General features: G+C 65.5%; 16 protein-coding genes. 8 read left to right on the top strand and 8 right to left on the bottom strand.

Annotated elements, in window-relative coordinates; translation table 11 throughout:
- Positions 1 to 150: 150 nt before the first annotated feature.
- The 4 genes from AB4099_RS31250 to AB4099_RS31235 all read right to left on the bottom strand — a co-directional run bounded on the left by AB4099_RS31250 (position 151) and on the right by AB4099_RS31235 (position 5,202).
- The gene (locus tag AB4099_RS31250; protein WP_441480948.1) at positions 151 to 963 is read right to left on the bottom strand and encodes a universal stress protein; all 813 of its coding nucleotides are present in this window, start codon (positions 961 to 963) and stop codon (positions 151 to 153) included.
- A gap of 65 nt (positions 964 to 1,028) precedes the next feature.
- Positions 1,029 to 2,033 carry a hypothetical protein gene (locus AB4099_RS31245; RefSeq protein ID WP_441480947.1) on the bottom strand — a complete coding sequence of 335 codons (1,005 nt, stop codon included), beginning with the start codon at positions 2,031 to 2,033 and terminating at the stop codon, positions 1,029 to 1,031.
- Between the two features lie 475 nt (positions 2,034 to 2,508).
- Positions 2,509 to 4,353, bottom strand: a complete 1,845-nt coding sequence (gene edd, locus AB4099_RS31240) for a phosphogluconate dehydratase (protein WP_441480946.1) — start codon at positions 4,351 to 4,353, stop codon at positions 2,509 to 2,511.
- Between the two features lie 378 nt (positions 4,354 to 4,731).
- Positions 4,732 to 5,202, bottom strand: a complete 471-nt coding sequence (locus AB4099_RS31235; protein WP_441480945.1) for a hypothetical protein — start codon at positions 5,200 to 5,202, stop codon at positions 4,732 to 4,734.
- A 119-nt stretch (positions 5,203 to 5,321) separates the two neighbouring features.
- On the opposite strand from AB4099_RS31235, the gene AB4099_RS31230 reads away from it, so the two are divergent.
- The 6 genes from AB4099_RS31230 (at position 5,322) to AB4099_RS31205 (ending at position 11,826) form a co-directional block, all read left to right on the top strand.
- Positions 5,322 to 8,189 carry an autotransporter domain-containing protein gene (locus tag AB4099_RS31230; protein WP_441480944.1) on the top strand — a complete coding sequence of 956 codons (2,868 nt, stop codon included), beginning with the start codon at positions 5,322 to 5,324 and terminating at the stop codon, positions 8,187 to 8,189.
- A 10-nt stretch (positions 8,190 to 8,199) separates the two neighbouring features.
- Entirely contained in the window at positions 8,200 to 8,514 is a 315-nt protein-coding gene (locus tag AB4099_RS31225) for a hypothetical protein (RefSeq protein ID WP_162768510.1), read from the top strand.
- A 17-nt stretch (positions 8,515 to 8,531) separates the two neighbouring features.
- A complete protein-coding gene (gene maiA, locus AB4099_RS31220; protein ID WP_441480943.1) occupies positions 8,532 to 9,167 on the top strand; it encodes a maleylacetoacetate isomerase in 636 nt (211 codons plus the stop codon).
- Between the two features lie 155 nt (positions 9,168 to 9,322).
- Entirely contained in the window at positions 9,323 to 9,574 is a 252-nt protein-coding gene (locus tag AB4099_RS31215) for a hypothetical protein (protein ID WP_113518998.1), read from the top strand.
- Between the two features lie 156 nt (positions 9,575 to 9,730).
- Positions 9,731 to 10,480 (top strand): response regulator, encoded by a 750-nt coding sequence (locus AB4099_RS31210; protein WP_441480942.1) that lies wholly within the window; start codon positions 9,731 to 9,733, stop codon positions 10,478 to 10,480.
- Positions 10,477 to 11,826: an ATP-binding protein gene (locus AB4099_RS31205; protein ID WP_441480941.1), complete on the top strand. Its 1,350-nt coding sequence runs from the start codon at positions 10,477 to 10,479 to the stop codon at positions 11,824 to 11,826. Before AB4099_RS31210 ends, AB4099_RS31205 begins: the two co-directional genes overlap by 4 nt.
- A gap of 137 nt (positions 11,827 to 11,963) precedes the next feature.
- On the opposite strand, the gene AB4099_RS31200 is transcribed toward AB4099_RS31205, so the two are convergent.
- Both AB4099_RS31200 and AB4099_RS31195 read right to left on the bottom strand, forming a co-directional pair.
- The gene (locus AB4099_RS31200; protein WP_441480940.1) at positions 11,964 to 12,296 is read right to left on the bottom strand and encodes a YciI family protein; all 333 of its coding nucleotides are present in this window, start codon (positions 12,294 to 12,296) and stop codon (positions 11,964 to 11,966) included.
- Positions 12,297 to 12,846: 550 nt separating this feature from the next.
- Positions 12,847 to 13,752, bottom strand: coding sequence for a LysR family transcriptional regulator (locus tag AB4099_RS31195; protein ID WP_441480939.1), 906 nt, complete (start codon positions 13,750 to 13,752; stop codon positions 12,847 to 12,849).
- A 108-nt stretch (positions 13,753 to 13,860) separates the two neighbouring features.
- On the opposite strand from AB4099_RS31195, the gene AB4099_RS31190 reads away from it, so the two are divergent.
- Positions 13,861 to 14,337: a YybH family protein gene (locus AB4099_RS31190; protein WP_441480938.1), complete on the top strand. Its 477-nt coding sequence runs from the start codon at positions 13,861 to 13,863 to the stop codon at positions 14,335 to 14,337.
- A 12-nt stretch (positions 14,338 to 14,349) separates the two neighbouring features.
- Positions 14,350 to 15,330 carry a zinc-binding alcohol dehydrogenase family protein gene (locus AB4099_RS31185; RefSeq protein ID WP_441480937.1) on the top strand — a complete coding sequence of 327 codons (981 nt, stop codon included), beginning with the start codon at positions 14,350 to 14,352 and terminating at the stop codon, positions 15,328 to 15,330.
- A 234-nt stretch (positions 15,331 to 15,564) separates the two neighbouring features.
- Here the strand turns inward: AB4099_RS31185 and AB4099_RS31180 are convergent, their stop codons facing one another.
- Positions 15,565 to 15,912 (bottom strand): type II toxin-antitoxin system PemK/MazF family toxin, encoded by a 348-nt coding sequence (locus AB4099_RS31180; RefSeq protein WP_441480936.1) that lies wholly within the window; start codon positions 15,910 to 15,912, stop codon positions 15,565 to 15,567.
- Complete coding sequence (locus tag AB4099_RS31175; protein ID WP_113518990.1) at positions 15,899 to 16,117, bottom strand: AbrB/MazE/SpoVT family DNA-binding domain-containing protein; 219 nt, start codon at positions 16,115 to 16,117, stop codon at positions 15,899 to 15,901. The genes AB4099_RS31180 and AB4099_RS31175 overlap by 14 nt, the downstream gene beginning before the upstream one ends.
- Positions 16,118 to 16,648 lie beyond the last annotated feature (531 nt).

Here is a 16,648-nt window from a genome sequence, read left to right as displayed (position 1 = left end):
GCCGCCATGCGCACGATCCGCTCTCGACCCAGCGGCGTCAGCCGGGCATTCTTGTGGATGTTCATCCGGTTCCTCCCCGAGGGCTCTGAAGCTTCGCAACCTCAGCTTCCTCGCTCGGGACCGGATGGACAACCTATTGAGAGCTCACACCTAGGGAACGATCAGGATGTCGGAATGAACTGTGTTCAGGATGGTTTCGGCCTTGCTGCCGAGCAGGGCCTGGACGATTTCCCTCCGTCCCGTTCGGCCCAGGACGACCAATTCCGCTCCAATGGCGCGGCGGCAGCGCTCGATGGCCGAGGAGATGCCTCCTTCGTCGAGCTCGGTTTCAATTCGCCTTGCGGTTTCCGCGGGCAGCCTGGCAGCCTCCAGGAATGCGGTCATCTGCTCCCTGGCTTCCGTTTCGTTATGCTCGCTCTTGCCTTCAAAGTTCATCCGGACACCCGGCCCGGAGTAGGCGTGGAGCAGCCTCAGCCCGGCGTGGGGAAAGAAATCGGCCGCGACCATGAGGGCCCGGCGCGAGCATTCCGAGAAATCGGTGGCGACGATGACAGGCCCGTAGGAACGATCGGCTCGCCGGCGGACGACGAGCACCGGCACCGACGCCTTGCGAACGATGTAGTCGACAGCCGTGCCCAGGATGTAGTCGCCGATGCTGTTGTGCCGTGCGACGCCCGTCACGATCACCCCGCTGTGCCGTTCCCTCGCCTCCTCGACCAGGACGGCCGGCAAGGAGCCGATGCGGATGACGAGCTCCGCCACGCTGGCCTGGGGCGGCAGTTCGTCGCGCAAATCGCGGCGGATGAGATCGGCCGGCTTCTCCTGGCGCTCCGGCGGCTCCTCGACATGGAGAATGGCAAGGGTTGCGCCCCACTCCCCGGAGAGCCTCAGGGAGCGGTCCAGCGCCCGGTCCGAGCGTGGCGAGAAATCACTCGCCAGCAATATTTCTCCTGGTCTCGCCATATCTCTTCTCCACTGAGGTGGAACTGGCCGGGCCGCACGCTCGCATCCGCGGCCTGAGCCTTGATTCATAAGCAGGCCGCCCGCTGCTCCCTCGCGCCGGTGGCCGGCACAGTCGGTGCATCGAGGCCGCGGAGAAAGGCGCCTCCCGCTCTGGTGATCGCCGACGTGATTTTCATGGCTATCGTGGCCTCTGCGCAGAGCGTGTCGGTGTTCCGCAGATCGCCGTCATAGGATTGCGACCAGAGCACCTCGCCGCTCGCCGGATCGAGGACGCGGCCATTCACCCTGAGCACTCCTCGCGAAGTGCGAACGCTGCCCTCCAGAATGAACATGCGTGCGGGATCTGCGGCCCCAGGCGGCTTGATCGGTGCCGACCCGCGCTTGAAAACGATGAACCTTGGCGTTTCTGCCAGCTGGGAGATGATCTCCTCGGTCATCCCCGCCGCAAGCCAACTCGTTTCGGCATCGCCGGAAAGATTGGAGAACGGGCTGACGATCAGGGCAGGTCGATCACCTGACGCTCTCGCCGGAAGGGCGTTTTGCTGCGGACGCGCCAGCCATAGTGAAAACGCCAGGCCCATACTCGCGATCGCCAGTGCAAGTGCAGTCCCAAACCAGGGCCGTGTACGCTGCTCCCTCCCGGCATCGACAGGGGTCGCGGATGGTGGCGAAGGCAACTCGTCGAAAGGGGCCTGTATCCAGCTGAACTCGGGAGCATAGGTCCCTTTGGGGATATCGATCAGGACGCAATCGGCGCGACCTGCCTTAAGGTAATAGCGCTCCAGCGAGCGCCTGAGGCGGCCGGCTTCGATGCGCACCACGGGGTCGTTCTGAAGATCGAAATCGGGGCTTCGCCCCAGGACCTCGACAGCAATCGTGTAGCCCTTCAAGCGTTGCTTTCGGCCATCAATCGCCTCATGAACGACATATGATAAAAATCGCCTGATACGTTCAGTTGCGAGAAAGTCCGGACTTGAAAGTATCCGCTCAATTTGAATGATGACATCAGTCCGTTTTGGCGGATTAGGAAACTCGTTCAGCGGAAGACTATGGCGCTCCACTCGCGGCATGGATTCCATCCTCCGCAGAGCCCAGAACTTTGACGCTCTGATCAATTTCTCCTGTCATAGAACATCCAGGACCTGCTACTTTCAAGCAAAAGGTCGCGTCGCCGCTGAACAAATATTTGAAGGTGGCCTTCCGATATCACATGGCCGCCCCGCCACGCAGGCTGTTGTCTTCGAGAACAGATTTCGCACCTGGAGGAAATCGGTCTTCAAACGGCCCTTCTCCTTTCTCCCGTTGCAATCCAGAGTTTTGCGCGTGAGATCCGTTCTCGCCCGCCGGCGGCCTCAACGACCGGATGACAGCGCAGCTAGATGTGAGCTCTCAATAGATAGTTCATCCGGTCCCGAGCGAGGAAGCTGAGGTTGCGAAGTTTCAGACCCCTCGGAGGAACCGGATGAACATCCACAAGAACGCCCGGCTGACGCAGTTGGGTCGAGAGTGGATCGTGCGCATGGCGGCGGCAGGCACCGCATACAGCTAGGCACCGGAAAAGATCGTCGCGCCCGTATCGGCGGTTCCGACGGCGGCGCGAAACGACGCGAACAGGTCGCGCCCGACGCCCCAATGCGAGGCTTCGAGATCGGCCTGCGCCGGCGCGCGCGCGGCCCATTCCGCCGCATCGACCAGCACGGTCAGCGTTCCCGCCACTGCGTCCACCCGGATCAGGTCGCCGTCGCGGATCCGTGCGATCGGCCCGCCCTCGACGGCTTCCGGCGTGACATGGATGGCGGCCGGAACCTTGCCGGAGGCGCCCGAGAGCCGTCCGTCGGTGACCAGCGCCACCTTGAAACCGCGATCCTGCAGCACGCCGAGCGGCGGCATCAGCTTGTGCAATTCGGGCATGCCATTGGCCCGCGGCCCCTGGAAACGCACCACTGCGACGAGGTCGCCCGTGAGCGCGCCGGCTTTGAAGGCGGCCTGCAGCGCCTCCTGGCTGTGGAAGATGCGGGCCGGGGCCTCGATGACATGGCGCTCCCTGGCAATGGCCGAGGTCTTGATCACGGCCCGGCCAAGATCGCCTGTGAGAACCGTGAGCCCGCCGGTCGGCTGGAAGGGGGTTTTGGTGCCGCGCAGCACCGTCTCGTCGCCACTGCTGCCGGCACCGTTGCGCCAGACCAGCGAACCGTCGGCGCCGAGCGCGGGCTCCTGGACATAGGCGTCGAGCCCGCTGCCCCAGATCGTCTCGACATCGCGATGCAGCAGCCCTGCCCCGAGCAATTCGCGAATGACGAAGCCCATGCCGCCGGCGGCATGAAAATGGTTCACGTCGGCCTTGCCGTTCGGATAGATCCGGGTGAGCAGCGGCGTCGTCTCTGCAAGCTCGGAGAAATCGTCCCAGGTCAGCTGGATGCCCGCGGCCGCCGCCATCGCGACGAGATGCATGGTGTGGTTGGTCGAGCCGCCGGTGGCATGCAGGCCGACCACGCCATTGACGAAGGCGCGCTCGTCCAGCATGCGCCCCACCGGAGTATAATCGTTGCCGAGCGCGGTGATCGCCATCGCCCGCTCGGTCGCCGCCCGGGTCAGGGCATCGCGGAGCGGCGTGTTGGGATTGACGAAGGAGGCGCCCGGCAGGTGCAGCCCCATGATCTCCATCACCATCTGGTTGGTATTGGCGGTGCCGTAGAAGGTGCAGGTGCCGGGGCCGTGATAGGATTGCGCCTCGGCCTCGAGCAGGGCCTCGCGGCCGACCTTGCCCTCGGCGAAAAGCTGGCGCGCCTTCGACTTGTCGTCATTCGACAGCCCAGACGTCATCGGGCCGGCCGGAATGAACACCGCCGGCAGATGGCCGAAGGACAGCGCGCCGATGATGAGGCCCGGTACGATCTTGTCGCAGATGCCGAGGAACACGGCCGCATCGAAGCTCTGGTGCGACAGGGCAACCGCGGTCGACAGCGCAATGACGTCGCGCGAGAACAGCGAGAGCTCCATGCCGGCCTCGCCCTGGGTGATGCCGTCGCACATGGCGGGCACGCCGCCGGCGACCTGGGCGACCCCGCCTGCCGCCCGCGCCGTGGCGCGGATGAGCTCGGGGAAGCGCTCATAGGGCTGATGCGCCGAGAGCATGTCGTTATAGGCGGTGACGATGGCGAGATTGGCGCCCGCGCCGGCGCGCAGCATCGCCTTGTCGCCCGGCGCACAGGCGGCAAAGCCATGCGCCTGGTTGGCGCAACCGAGCCGCTGGCGGCGCGGTCCGGCCTCGGCGGCTGCGGCCAGCCGGTCGAGATAGCGCCGGCGCGTGTCATGGGAGCGCCGGGCGATGCGTTCCGTCACCTCGCCGAGGCGGGCGTCGAGGGTCGGGTTGCTGGCTTGGCCGGTCATCGGGACCTCCTGGCTCGGTTCCCGCGCTCTCGTCCGCCGAGAATGGCGGGCCGAGCCCGGTCTCTACCCAGACGCTGGTCTCGCACGGTGCAAAAGTCCATCGCCGTCTCGCAGGTCCCCCCACTGACGAAGCTACGCTTCGACGCCATGCGGGGGACGCTGCGGATCATTCCCATGATGAGGTGTTGGGGATCGAGGTCGAGGTGCTGCCGGGCGGACCTGGCGCGTCGGCGCCCCAGGCAAAGGAGCGGCGCGCGATGCCCAATCAAGGCAGGCTCGATCGATCACGTTGCGTTTGAACCGAACCGGCAGAACGCAGAAAACGGAATCAAATCCAACAGCTTAGAGGAATTCGTTTCCCCATCTTCGTAGCATGCGTTAGGCCGTCATCAGGGCGAAGCGCAGCTGAAGCAGGTCCTCGCAAACCACTTCCAGCTCCCGGACGGGGAAGGCCTTGCGAAGAGCAGGAACATGGTCGGCGAGCCTGTCGCCGAGGATGCCGGTGAAGCTGACATGGCCTTGCGGCGAGACGACGAGACCGTTCTCCTCCTCGAATGAGGCGTTCCAGGCAATCGCCTCAGCTTCGGCGACAGCGTTCGGAAGGTCGAGTTCGAGCGCCCCATCTGTCAGCCGCACGGGATAGCCGCCCGGCAGCCCGTTCGGGCCGGGCACATGGCCGCGCCACGGCCTGCTTGCCGCCATGGCGAGCAGCATGGGAACGCCGCTCGCCCCCGAGATTTCGATGACCGGCTCGGGGGTGAGCTGGATATCGGCGAAACGCCCGTAGACATCCGCGACCTCGGCGCCGTCGAGCCAGACGCGTGGCGCCCGCCCGCCGCGCGCCGGCATTGTCACATCGACGGCGTCCGATCTACGGCATCTGCCGTATTGACGGTGCCGCGATACCTGAGAGCATCTGGACCGTGGCTCGTGACCCGGGCCCGCCCGTTTCCCACAGAGAGGCCCGCGTGACTTTCCTGGCTAAGCCCACCGTCGCAGCCCTCCTGCTGTCGACGGCTCTCCCCAGCGTGGCCGCGGCCCAGTCGCGCGGCCTGCTCACCGATCCCCAGAGCTGGCGCACGCCCGAATACCTGGCGCAGTGGGGGCTCGAAGCGATCCGCGCCGCGGAGGCCTATGCCCGTGGCCTCGATGGCCGGGGGATCGTGATTGGTGTCGTCGAGTCCGGCATCGCTTATGCCGGCCACAGCGAGCTCGCCGGCCGCTATATCGGTGGCTACAGCTATTTCAACGAAAGCAGCTCTGTCGCGCCCAACCAACATGCCGTCGGGGTCAGTTCGGTGATTGTCGGCAACAGGGACGGCGTCGGTATGCATGGCGTTGCTCCCGGAGCAACCGTGATCAGCGCCGGGCTCGGCGATGGCGGTGCCTTCAATTCTGACGGTCTGCCCAGAGCTTATGACGATCTGCTCGCGCGCGGTGTGCGCATCATCAACAACAGCTGGGCCAGCGACGAAGCCATCACGGAAGTGACCCGGCAGGGGATTCTCGACGCGGAGCGGCCAGTGGTGGAGGCCTATCGTCGTGCGGTGGGAGCAGGCGCCCTTATCATTCGCGGAACCGGAAACGACGGCAGAGACCAGCCCCTTTACGACGCCGGCCTGCCCTACCTCTTTCCCGAGCTGGAGCGCGGCTGGCTGAGCGTTGCGGCCCATGGGCCCAATTACGAGCCCTTCTACAACAACCGCTGCGGCGTGGCCATGAACTGGTGCCTGATGGCGCCCGGCGGCGGCGACTGGTGGACCCCCTCGCCCTATCCCGAAGACCCGATCATCGTCGCCGCCGTCAATGGCGGCTACACCAAGGTCAATGGCACCTCCTACGCCGTTCCCCATGTCTCCGGCGCGGCGGCCCTGGTCTGGCAGATGTTTCCGTTCTTCAGCGCCGACCAGGTGCGCCAGACCCTGCTCGGCACGGCCTATGACATTGGCGATCCCGGCGTCGATGCGCTTTACGGCTACGGCCTTCTCGATGTCGGCAAGGCGGTGCTCGGCCCCGGCCGTTTCGACTGGGGCGATTTCGTCGTCGAGCAGCCCAATGGCCTCGCCTTCTTCGAGAACGACATCGTCGGCGCGGGCGGCCTCGTCAAACGCGGGAATGGCGAACTCGTCCTGACCGGTCACAGCACCTATGCCGGGGCGACGCGCGTCGAGGGCGGCTTCCTGTCGGTGATGGGCAGCATCGCGTCCCAGACCCATATCGGCGTGGCGGGCACGCTCGCCGGCACCGGCCTGATCACGGGCCAAGTCGAGAATGCCGGCGCGGTCTGGGCCGGCGACGCGCGTGGCGTCGGGACCCTGACCATCGACGGCCATTATGTGCAGCAGGCCGGGGGCCTCCTGATCCAGCAACTCGACGCCACGGGCGGGCTGAACCATCTGTCCGTCACGGGAACGGCCGGCCTGGCCGGTCAGGTGGCGCTGGCCGGCGGCCCGCAATTGCTTCCGCGCGCCCTGACCATGCCGGTGATCACGGCGGGACAAGGCCTCGTCGGTCGCTTCGACGGCGTCGAAGGCCCCGTCGGCGACGGCACGGCGCCCTTCATCCAGGCAAGCCTGCGCTACGAGCCGAAGACGGCCCATCTCGATATCCGCACGCTGCCCTTCGACGCACCGGGCGTCTGCGCCTCGACCAATCAATGCGCGGCCGCTTCCGCGCTCGAGCGCGGCCTTGCCGGGGGCGATGCCGATCTGCGGGGCGTGGCGGGCGTGCTCCAGGCAGCCGGCACGCGCGATGGGGCCCGCACGTCCCTCGCTGGCCTCACCGGCGAAGCCCATGCCAGCCTCGGCACGCTGGCGCTCGGAGGCTTTGCGCCCTTCGGCAGCATGATCGCGCAGCGGATCACCGATCTGCGCACCGGCCAGGCTGAGCCGACCTCGGGCAGTGCGGCAATGGCCTATGCCTCGGGCGGGACGGCCAGCCCGGCCGCGGCGATGCTGAGCCGGCTGCCGTCGGGACAGGCTTCCGCCTGGGGTGAGGCTGCGCCGTCGCACAACGCCTGGCTGCGCGGCTATGCCCTCGCCGGCAGGATCGGCGGCGATGTCAATGCCGGCAGCACCGACTATCGCAGCGGCGGGGTGATCGGCGGCGTCGATCGGCAGGTCACGCCCTCCCTGCTGCTCGGCTTCAGCCTCGGCCTTTCCAGCACCGACGCCGATTTCCGGAATTTCAACGGCAAGGGCAGCATCAAGGCCTATGAAGGTGCCGTCTATGCCAGCCATGCGCGCGGAACGCTGCGCCTCGACGGCATCCTCGCCTATGCCCGCCTCGATCTCGAGACGCAGCGCAGCATCAGCTTCGGCGGCCTCTCGCGCCGGGCGGACGCCGATTACGGCGCCGACCGCTTCACCGGCGCGCTCGAGGCCGCCTGTGCCATCGATCTCGGCTGGTCGACGATCGAGCCTCTGGCCGCCCTGCGCTATACCTATCTGCGGCAGGACGGCTTCAGCGAGACCGGCGCCGGCAGCATCGGCCTGACCAGCGGCGGGCAATCGGCATCGAGCCTGCTCGGCAGCCTCGGCGCGCGGCTCACTGGGCAGTTCGATCTTGGCGCGCACCATGTCGCCGTCGAGGCGCGCGGCCGCTGGCAGCACGAATTCCTCGACGATGCGATGGTGCTGGACACCGCCTTCATCGGGGCGCCGGCGGCAAGCTTCGCCGTGCAGGGTGCGCGGGTCGCGCGCGACAGCGCGATCCTGGGCGTAGGCCTGTCGACGCGGGCCGGCCACAACGTCACGCTGTTCGCCGGCTATGATGTCAGCCTCAACACGGACACCACGGCGCACGCCGTCACCGCCGGATTGCGCGCGACCTGGTAGGCGGGCAGCCTTGCCGCGTCGCCCCCGTCACGACCTCCTGTTCGCCGCCGTCGACGTCCCGGCCCGCGGCAGCACCCTGTCGATCCATCCGGCCTCCGGCGCGGAACGGGACTTTCGCGACGATGGCAACGAGATCATCCTGAACGCCCGGGGCAGGCACGCCGGGCTCGCACCAACTGGCCACGATCAAGGCCGGGCTGTCATCGTTGCGCGCTGGAGCATGCTGCGAAAAAGCGGCAACGGCTTTTCCCACAAAGCATGCTCTAAACGACTGGAGTCGATCACGTTTTCTGCATTGGGACGATGTCGCCCCAATGCGGCATGATCGAAAGGAGGGACGGGATGAAACTCTATACCTATTGGCGGTCGACCTCGTCATACCGCGTTCGCATTGCGCTCGCGCTCAAGGGGCTCGAGGTCACGCCGAGCTTCGTTCATCTCGTCCGGAACGGCGGAGAGCAACATGGCGAGAGCTATCGCGCCCTCAACCCGCAAGGCCGGTTGCCGGCCCTGGAGCTCGACGACGGCACCATCCTCACCCAATCACCCGCCATCATCGAATATCTCGAGGAGATCTGTCCGGCCCCGGCTCTCCTCCCGCGCGACCCGGTCATGCGCGCAAAGGTCCGGGCTGTCGCAGCGATCATCGGCTGTGACATTCATCCCCTCCACAACATCGCGCCGCTGTCCTATCTCAGGCAGACTCTCGGGCAGGCCGAGCCGGAGATTAAGGCCTGGATCGCCACCTGGATCGGACAGGGGCTCAGCGCAGTCGAGGCGCTGATCGGCGACGAGGGTTATTGCTTCGGCCCCCTGCCCGGTCTGGCGGATGTCTACCTTCTGCCCCAGCTCTACGCAGCGCGGCGTTTCCAGGTGCCGATCGAGCATTGCACGCGCGTCCTGCGGGTCGAGCGATTGTGCAACGAACACCCTGCCTTCAGGAGTGCCCACCCGTCGATGCAGGGCGATGCCGAGTAGTTGGCCCGACACGGTCGGCAAGGCTCCAATCCCGTTCTGCGCCAGATGCAGAGGATGCACGGGGGATACAAACGGAAACACTCCAGCAACATCCGTTCGGCACTGGGGCCACAAACGCGACCTATCCGGCAGTCTCACGCAGCGTCGGAGCGCCCATGCCGGATATCGTTTCACCCTTGCGGTCGGGTTCGTCGCTGAGGCGCGCCCTGGGGGTCCTGGCCGCGGCAGCCATGTGGATCAGCGTGGTGCTCTTGCGCATCTTCGGCCCCGACACCACCGACACGGCCTCGGCCTGCGGTCGCATGGTCTATCGCGATCCGGTGACGGGGCGGGAGCAAGCCATCGGAACGGCCCGGATCGCTTCGGACGGCACGATCAGATGTCGCGATGTCGCCTATCGGCCTTAGATCATCGGACCGGATATCGTATCCGGTCCGATGATCTAACCAACTGTGATGGCATCGGCTTTGCCCCGAAAACCGCAATCCACTTTTCCGGCCGATGCTTCGGCCCTGCCGATGCCTTAGCCACGATGACGGCTGCATGGGGCCTGCACCTCCGATATGCTCGCAGCCGTTGAAGCCTGGAAACCTGACGTGAGCGCATCGGCGCATATCCTGATCGTCGAGGACGATCGCGACATCAGCACGCTCGTGGCGCGCTACCTCTCGCAGAACGGCATGCGGACTTCGACCGCGCGCGACGGGCGCGAGATGGACCGCATCCTGCGGGAGCGCAGCTTCGACCTGATCGTGCTCGATCTCAACCTCCCCGGCGAGGACGGGTTCTCGATCTGCCGGCGGCTATGCCTGACGACGCAGATGCCGATCATCATGCTCACCGCCCGCAGCGAGGATATCGACAGGATCATCGGCCTCGAAATGGGCGCCGACGACTATCTCGGCAAACCGTTCAACCCGCGCGAGCTCTTGGCCCGCATCCGGGCGGTGCTGCGCCGACGGGGCGGCGGACAGGCCGATCCAAACGAGCCGCCCGGCTCGTTTGCCTTCGCGGGCTGGACGCTGAATGCCAATAACCGCGAGCTGACCAATCCCGACAATGTCCGCGTCGCCGTGACCGGCGCCGAGTTCGATCTGCTGCGGGTGTTCTGCGAGCGGCCCGGGCGCGTGCTCGCGCGCGATGCCCTGCTTGATCTGACGCAGGGGCGCGCCGCCACCCCGTTCGAGCGCAGCATCGATATCCTGATCAGCCGCCTGCGCCAGAAGATCGAGCGCGAGCCGCGCGAACCCGAACTGATCAAGACGATCCGCTCGGGCGGATATCTCTTCACGCCCGCCGTCGCACGGCAATGATCCACCCGTTTCGCCTGCCCGCCCGGATCGGCAGCCAGATCGCGCTGCTCGTGGTCGGCGTGATCGGCCTGCTCTATCTCGTTCTCTCCGTCACGCTGGTCTGGCAGGCGCCCCGCGGCAGACCGGGCCCGCCCGCCTATGAGAGCGTCGCGACGATCGCCAAGCTGGTGGCCCAGACGCCGCCGCCCCTGCGCCAGATGGTCGTCGAGACCGCGAACACGGCCGACCGGCGCTTCCGGTTCGCGCTATCGGGCACGGACCCTGCCCCCTTGCCATCGAAGCCCCATCCTTTCGCCGCGGAGGGAATGGCGCAGCGCCTGGGCGAGGGTTTTGCGGTGCAGCCGAACCCGGCGCCGGACGGAGAGAGGCCGCCGCAAGGCTATTCGATCCGGCTTCCCGACGGCACGGGCCTCGATGTCGAGATCGCGGCCGGCGGGACGGGGACACCGCCACCGCGCCCCATCTCCATTCTGGTCGTCGCCACGATCATCGTGCTCGGGCTCAATATCGGCGCGCTGACGCTCTGGGCCTCGCGCGGCATCACGGCGCCGCTCGCGCGCTTCGCCACGGCTGCCGAGGAGTTTTCGATCGACCGCGATCCCTCGCCGCTGCGCGAGGAAGGCCCCATCGAAGTCCGCACCGCCGCGCGCGCCCTCAACCGCTTGCGAGACCGGATCCATGCGATGTTTGCCGACCGCACACGCATGTTGGCGGCGATCAGCCACGACCTGAGGACGCCGATCACGCGCATGCGCCTGCGCGTCGAGTTCATCGAGGACGCTATCCTGCGCGCTCAGTTCACCCGCGATCTGGAGCATATGGGCACCATGGTGCAGGGCGCGCTGTCCTATCTGCGCGATGCCGACCGGCGCCAGACGCGCGGTGCCGTCGATCTTTCCAGCCTGCTCCAGACCGTCGCGGACGAGTTCAGCGATATCGGCACGCCGACGCGCTATGAGGGGCCGCGACGGGTCGTCGCGACCGGCGATGCCCAGCAGCTGGAGCGCGCCGTGACCAATCTCGTCGAGAACGCGGTGCGCCATGGCACGCAGGTGATCATCCGCCTTCGCGACGAAACCGATGCCCTCCTGATCGAGGTGGCCGACGATGGCCCCGGTATTCCGGAAGCCGATCGCTTGCGCCTGCTCGAGCCCTTCATGCGCGGCGACGAAGCCCGCGGGCGGATCGATACAGAAGGCTTTGGCCTCGGCCTCGCCATCACCCGGTCGATCGCGGCCGCCCATGATGGCGAGCTGAGCCTGCACGACAACCAGCCGCGCGGCCTGCTGGTCCGCATCAGCCTGCCGCGCCAGGCCGCCGGGGCCCCACGAGCGCCTGAGCGCTAAGCCTCAACGCGCGCGGAACATTCGGCAGCAGGGGCGCCGCTCGACAGACCCGTGACAGTCCCGTGGAACCGAACGGGACAGACATGGTTGCATGTCCCCGCCACCGCAATCGCGTGGCCGCAGCGCGACGTGCCGTCTTATGGCCGCTGCTCGAGCGGCCATACCTCACCGACACCGTGGGCCACGGCGCAGGGCGTTCGTGAAACCATAGCGATGGCCTCGGCCAGATCGGCGGCTCCGATGATGGCAAAGCCCGCCACCGGCAATGACGACGTCATGAATGGACCATTGGCCGTTTCCACACGGGCAGCATCGGGATTGCGCACCTGCACGGGAACGCCCGCGATACCCATCAACACTCCGTCCTTCCGCAGCTTCGCATCATGGGCGTGGGCGGCGTCTCGCACGGCCACCGGGGTACGGTCGTAGCCCTCACGGTCTCCATATCCGATCGTCACGAATGTCGGCACGGGTCGCCTCCTCCAAAGGGCCAAAGCATCGGCCTGAAGTGCGGATTGCGGATTTCGGGGCAAAGCCGATGCAAACACAAAGGGTCGGATCCCCGGACGCGATAGGATGTCCGGTCCGATGGTCTAGCGGAGCTTGGCGATCCCGATGCCATCCTGTTTCGCACGGTCCTTGATCGATTCTTCGCTGCGGGTCATCGCCTTCGAAATCGCCTTCAGGGCCATGCCATTCCTAGCGAGCAGCTTCAGCTTCTCCAGCTCCTCAGGGGTTCAGGGTTGGCGATGCCGTTCAAATCTCTCGGCCACGATCGGCTCCTTCTTCGCCGGGACATCTCCCGCATTCGCGTCCACTATAGCAGTGATGGCGACGAATTTGGCCCCACATGTCGATGGAGGCAGAGCCCATCCGGCCGCTCGGCGCCATAAGCAGAACCTGGGCCTCTGCCCGAAAGCAGACCTCTGTTCCGCCGCCGCGTCACTACCGGAACCGCCCCATAGCGGGCGTTCATGTTGGGGACTGAAAACCGAGAAAAGCGACCGATGAAATTGCCTTTCAGACGGGTAGATCACCCACGATCGACGGCGCCATCTGCAGCGCGAAATCCTTGAACATGCGAACCGGGCGGGAGATGTGACGGTTTCCGAGATGCACGATCGATAGGTCATGCGTCTGGAAGCGCCATTGCGGCATCACCTCCACCAGACGCCCCGTCTCGACAAGCGCGGGCGCTACGATCGGAGGCAACTCACCGATCCCGCCGCCAGCCGCGAGCAGGGTCGCCAGGCCAGCAAAGTCATTCATTGCTAGCTTCGGCTTGAAGCTGACCGTTTCGCGCGCGTCGCCGTTCTTGAAAGTCCAGCGGTGCTGTTGTGACCAATAGGCGAAGGCCAGGAGCCGATGCTCTTGCAGGTCCTGCGGATGCTGCGGCGGGTTTCGCCCTACAAGATAGTCGGGACTGGCCAGGAGACGATGGCGGTAGCGGAGCATCGGGCGCGAAACGAGGTTCGAGTCGCTCAGCGGACCGAGGCGCAGGGCGAGATCGACACCCTCCGCGATGTGATCGACATGGCGATCGGCGATCAGCACCTGCACTTCGACGGCGGGATAAGCGGCTTGAAAGGCGCCAATGAGTGGCGCCAGCAGGTTGTCCGAAATGCTGGGCGGCGCCGAGAGCCGCAGCGCGCCGCGAACTTCGGAAAGCCGGTTGGAGGCGATGCTGTCGACAGCCTCGCTGACCTCGACGCCGCGTTGCGCCTGCTCAAGAATCTCCGCGCCAACGTCGGTCAGCCGCAGGCTGCGCGTCGAGCGTTCGAAGAGGCGGACGCCGAGGTGGTCCTCCAGTTCAGCGATCTTGCGGCTCACGGTCGAGATCGGCATGCCGGTACGACGCGCGGCCTCCGAGAAGCTGCCGGTTTCGGCAACCCGGGCGAAGACCAGGAGGGAGTTGAGGTCTGGCATGACTTTCCCAAATTTGGGATAATCATTACCAAATTCTCAGACTAAATCCAAAACCGGAAATGACCCATCTTCTCGTTGGCAATCATGCCGCGAACGGGGAGAACCTCCATGAAGAAGATCGTAGCTTCCGCACTTGCCGCCGGCGCCGCATTGGCGCTGTCACTCACGGCTTCCGCGGCCGAGCGGACCGGCGACGAAGCCGCAATCGAGCATGCCCTGCGCGCTTATGAGCTGGCGCTCAACGCTGAGGATACCGACGCGGTGATCAAGCTCTATGCGCCCGACGGCGTATTCATGCCGCCGAACAGCCCATCAAGTGTCGGCGCCGCTGCGGTGCGCTCCGCCTATGTGAACGTGTTCAACGCGATCAAGTTGGCAGTGCGCTTCGACATCGTCGAAATCGTCCAGGTTGCGCCGGATTGGGCCTTCGCGCGCACCAATTCGGCAGGCACGGTTACGGTCAAGGCGAGCAGCCAGACAAGCCCCGAGGCCAATCAGGAATTGTTTGTCTTGCAGAAGCTCGGTTCGGGCGACTGGAAGATCGCGCGCTACAGCTTTTCCACCACCAATCCGCCGCGCCAGTAAGGGAGCAGGACCATGCCCGCTACGATGAAGGCAGCCGTGATCTACCAGGCAGGCGGCCCTGAAGCCCTAAAACTGGAAAGGCGGCCGACGCCCACGCCCGAAAAGGGGCAGGTGCTGATCCAAGTGAAGGCCTTCGGGCTCAATCGCTCGGAACTGTTCACCCGGCAAGGGCTTTCGCCCAACGTTGCCTTCCCGCGCGTGCTGGGGATCGAGGCGGCTGGAATCGTAGTGGAGGCCCCAGGAGGGCAGTTCGGCCCTGGCGATATCGTCGCGACCGCGATGGGCGGAATGGGGCGCCGGTTCGATGGCGGTTATGCCGAATATGTCTGCGTACCCGCCACCCAAGTGCAAAAGCTCACGACGACGTTGCCATGGGAGACGCTCGGCGCAATGCCCGAAATGCTGCAAACGGCATGGGGGTCGCTGTTCAATGCGTTGCAACTCAAGGCGCGCGATCGCTTGCTTATACGCGGCGGAACCACATCGGTGGGCCTGGCTGCGGCGGCTATCGCCAAGAAGCACGGCGCTTTCGTGCTCGCGACGACGCGCAATCCTGCCCGCGAACGCTTGCTGCGCGAGAACGGCGCCGACCAGGTGGTGATCGACAGCGGCGACATCGCGGATCAGGTCCGCGAGATCTGCCCAAATGGCGTCGACAAGGTGCTCGAACTGGTCGGCACGACGACTTTGAAGGACTCATTGCGCACCGCGCGCCCGCACGGCGTTGTCTGCATGACTGGAATGGTCGGCGATCAATGGTCCTTTGATCAGTTCAGCCCGATGGACTCCATCCCGACGGCGGTGTCGCTGACCACCTATGCAGGCGGGGCGGAGGATTTCATGCAAACCCCTCTGCAGTCGCTGGCCGATCAGGTCGCTACGGGCACCCTTCGCCTCAACATCGGTAGGGTCTTCAGGCTCGACGACATAGTCGAGGCGCATCGCACGATGGAAACGAACCAGGCGGGTGGGAAGATCGTTGTCCTCACCTGAGAGGGTGGGTGTTCAATTATCTGTTCCGTGCAGAGAATGTCCGGTATCCACCCTCCCGTGAACTTCCGAACGTCTGCAAACGGGCAGCCGCGTCGCTTCAGCTGAGCGATGACGAGATCTGCGCCGATCTCAGTCGCATGGCAGGGCAGCGCTTCACCCGCGCTCGATGTCTGGCGGGATGAACTGAGAGCACACATCGTTTCAGCGCTCGGCAAGCGGTGAGACGCGACTGAGCTAGACGCCCATATACGTCCGCAGTTGATCTCCAACCTGGGCCATTGTCGTTGGCTTGATCCGGCCCAGCTTCTCCGCGTGGCCTGCCTCGATCGTCGCGATTTTGCATGGGCGAATGACCGATGGCGCCGGCAAGCCGACCTCGCCATAAGTCAGCCCCAGCGACACGTCTCCCGGCCATGACCGATTCTCGGCGCTGGTGATCATGACCACCCACAACAGGCCTTCGCCCTCCCCTACGCCGCCATGGCTGACGACAAGCGCCGGCCGATGCTGGCGGGTGTTGCGGTCGGTATAGGGGAACGGCACACGGACAACGTCGCCCTGGCTGAACTCAGAGTTTGGCATAGGCTCTCCGGTCGGCTTCGCTATCCCACTCGCTGAATGTGCCAAACGGGTCTTCGGCCGGGGCTGCTGCCGGTGCCTTGCGGATCACCACCGCGTCGCCCTCGATGCTATAGGCAATCTCGTCGCCCTCGCGCAGATGCAACGCGGCCCGGATGGGCTGCGGAATCGTCGTCTGCGCCTTTGATGTCAGCTTGCTCGTGATCATGCGGAACTCCTGTAAGGAAGCTCCTTACTGTAAGGAAATTCCTTTCAGACAGCAAGCTAGGAGCCAGTCGCCAGGATGGCGTCTCTCGTTCTGAACCAGGCGGTGAGCGCCTCTCTGGCCCCGGTACAAGGCGCTGCCGACCGGAAGCGGGCATCCGCCATTCCCCGGAAACCGGATGTTCCCGGGCACCCCTTCCGTCTGGTTTCCAGATTATGCTGACATGGCACGGCGGCACTGCGGGTTAGCGGATCTGCCCTGGCATGCGATGGAGCGGCGATCACGCGCGGATAGTCACAGGATGACGCGCAGCCGAGACCGTGGATGAATACCAGCGGCGTGCCGGTGCCCCGAATGTCCTGATACAGGACATTGGCGGACGCCATCCTCGCCCAGAAAGCCTTCACGACCCGGCTCCTGACCTGCAATGTCGACGCAGCTCTCAATCTCGCTCCGCAAAATCGATCCGCGCCCGCGTTCCAACCGCCTTCAGCAGAATGAGCAACCCGCCGCCATCGATCAGTTCAATCGGCC

Source organism: Allobosea sp. 2KB_26 (genome assembly GCF_052115715.1).
GTDB lineage: Bacteria > Pseudomonadota > Alphaproteobacteria > Rhizobiales > Beijerinckiaceae > Allobosea.
Note: the sequence above shows the minus strand (reverse complement) of the source record. Positions and strands in the feature narration are given on the sequence as shown.